This window comes from Exiguobacterium sp. B2(2022), from assembly GCF_028823655.1.
GTDB classification, from domain to species: Bacteria; Bacillota; Bacilli; order Exiguobacteriales; family Exiguobacteriaceae; genus Exiguobacterium; species Exiguobacterium aestuarii_A.
In genome coordinates this window covers 1-2,567 of sequence record NZ_JAPEHX010000107.1, presented here as the reverse complement: position 1 = coordinate 2,567, position 2,567 = coordinate 1, and the positions used below count along the sequence as shown (strand labels likewise).

Genomic DNA, 2,567 nt, shown 5'->3' with positions numbered 1-2,567 from the left:
CCGCCTCGCTTGGTGAAGACGACCGCACGTACAACATCCTCGCGCTCGATATCGATCACTTCAAACACGTGAACGATACATACGGTCACGGGAATGGTGATCTCGTCTTACAACAGTTCGCTGACATTCTAAAAGTAGAGACGCGCGCACACGACACCGTCGCTCGGATCGGCGGCGAAGAGTTTGTCATCTTGATGTACGATTTGACGCCAGAGAAAGTGGATAAAGTGGCCAACCGGATTCGGGAACGCGTTGCTACTGAAACGTTCTACTTGAACGATTTCCCACCGATTCAAATCACGACGTCTGTCGGGGTCGCCCACGGTACCGCCCTTCCCATCAAACAGATGGTCGACCTCGCGGATTCGGCGCTCTATCAAGCGAAAAGTGAAGGACGCAACCAAGTTGTCGTCTCAACATATGCGTCACCAGAACCGATCATGACATGAACGAACCCCGCTCCTTGAAGGAGCGGGGTTTTGTCTGGTTATTTCGCGAACCGTTCGACTTCATCCGTCATGATGGCTGCCACCGGCATCAAAGGCAAATCTTTTACGTCGTTGATCGTGTAGATACGTGTCTCGAGCGGCGTCCGTCGCATCTCTTCCCACGATGCGGAACCGATAAACTCGGTCTGTGCGTGGATTGCCTCGGCTCGAATCGTTTCAGCGAACGAGACGGTATCTGCTTCTCCCGTGAGCGTCAAGACGGCTAGACGTGCGTGCGGTGCCACATCCCGCATTCGGACGAGCGTCTCCCGATTGAACGAGGAGAAGACGACGCGACCCGTCATGTGAAACTCGTCGACGGTGAGCCAGGCGAGTCGTTCGATTCCCGGATACGCGTATTGGTCCGTCTTCAATTCGACGTTCAACGTGACGTCACTCCGTTCAATCAAGCCAAGCACTTCTTCTAGCGTCGGGATCCGTTCGTACCCGTCAATCTTCAATTGACGTAGCTCCTGAAGTGTCATGTCTTTTACCCACCCGGTCCCATCTGTCGTTCGATCGACTGTCTCGTCATGGATGACGACAAGTCGACCGTCTTTAGACAGTTGCACGTCGAGCTCGATCCCGTCCACATATGGGAGGGCCGCCTCGAACGCCGACAACGTATTTTCTGGATAATTGGCGCTATACCCACGATGTGCGTAAATCAACATCTCACTGCCCCAAGGTGGAAGTCGTCTCTTCGGCCGCACGCTTCAATGCGTCTTCAACCGATACGCCTTGATACAAACTCTCCATCGCATTGACGACGCTCTGACGCGATTGTGGGAACGTCGAGATGAGTGCACCTTGTGTCGCTGGTGATGGCTTCGTCTCGCTGAGCTGGTCCACCGTCACTTTGAGCTGTGGATATTTTGCCCACATTTCTTCGACAATCGGTTCATTGTACGCATCCGGATTGATGGCGAAGTAACCTGTGTCGACATGCCACTGCGCCTGTGCTTCCGTTGAAGACACGTACTTCATGAATTCCCATGCGCCTTCTTTCTTTTCTTCGGCGATGCCGTCACCCATCCAGAGTGATGCGCCACCGATGACGACGCCTTGACGGTCTGCTTCGTTCGGTACTGGCAAGTAAGAAGCACCGATTTCAAAGTCTGCGCTGTCCGCTACGGTACGGATACCGGCTGACGAGTCGAGATACATGGCGACTTTACCCGATTGGAACGCCGCACGCATATCGTCCCAGTTTTGACCGACGTTTAGGAACGTCTTCTCATCGTACATCTCTTTGATCAAGTTGAACGCATTCTGTCCTTCTTCGCCATCGAACACGGCTTTTGTCGGATCTCCACTGCGCCCGTTATCGTTATCGACGTAAAGTCCACCTTGTGCGGCGACGAGCTGTTCAAAGAACCAGCCATAGTTGAGCATCGTGAAGCCGGTCTGGTCATCCGTCGTCAACTTCTTCGCTGCCGCTTTCAATTCGTCATACGTGCGCGGTGCCTTCTCCGGGTCGAGCCCTGCTTCTTTAAATGCATCTTTATTATAGATGAGGACAGGAGTCGACGAGTTGAACGGCATCGAGTATTGCTTGCCGTCCACTTGGTAATAGCTCAAGATGTTCTCTTCCCACACGCTCGTGTCAAAGTTCTCCTTGTCGATGAACTCTTGGACCGGTGTGATCTTATTCGAATCGATCATGTACTTCGTCCCGACCTCGAACGTCTGCATGATGGCTGGCGCGTCTTCCGAACCGGCGACGGCGTTGAACTTCGTGAGTGCTTCCTCGTACGTTCCTTGGAAGATCGGTTTCACTTCATAATCGTCTTGCGAGGCGTTGAATGCGTCGACCTGCGTATTGAGCGCTGTCTCCAAGTCCCCGCTCATGGCGTGCCAAAAGACGACTTCTGTCTTCCCGTCTTCTGTCGTCGCCGCGACCGGTGCCGCTTCTTCACTGCCACATGCCCCGAGTAATAACACTGAACTTGCCAACCCTGCGAATAATCCAAACTTTTTCATCTGTCATGTCCCCCTATTATTTGATTGCGCCTTGCGTCAATCCTTCTTGTAGATGTTTTTGTCCTGCGAATAACAATAAAAGTGTCGGAATGATGA

3 protein-coding genes are annotated in these 2,567 nt (G+C 52.9%); 1 reads left to right on the top strand and 2 read right to left on the bottom strand.

The genetic code is table 11. The features are described 5' to 3' along the window. The coding region (locus ON063_RS14400) for a GGDEF domain-containing protein (protein WP_274665600.1) at positions 1-449 on the top strand (449 nt) is incomplete at its 5' end. 38 nt (positions 450-487) lie between these two features. Here ON063_RS14400 and ON063_RS14395 read toward each other — a convergent pair. Further along, complete coding sequence (locus tag ON063_RS14395; protein ID WP_274665599.1) at positions 488-1,162, bottom strand: glycerophosphodiester phosphodiesterase; 675 nt, start codon at positions 1,160-1,162, stop codon at positions 488-490. Position 1,163: 1 nt separating this feature from the next. Beyond that, positions 1,164-2,471 (bottom strand): ABC transporter substrate-binding protein, encoded by a 1,308-nt coding sequence (locus ON063_RS14390; RefSeq protein WP_274665598.1) that lies wholly within the window; start codon positions 2,469-2,471, stop codon positions 1,164-1,166. Positions 2,472-2,567 lie beyond the last annotated feature (96 nt).

Excerpts from the sequence above, each read along its gene's own strand:
- ON063_RS14390 (WP_274665598.1), bottom strand. The coding sequence starts at position 2,471 with ATGAAAAAGTTTGGATTATTCGCAGGGTTGGCAAGTTCAGTGTTATTA.
- ON063_RS14395 (WP_274665599.1), bottom strand. The coding sequence starts at position 1,162 with ATGTTGATTTACGCACATCGTGGGTATAGCGCCAATTATCCAGAAAAT.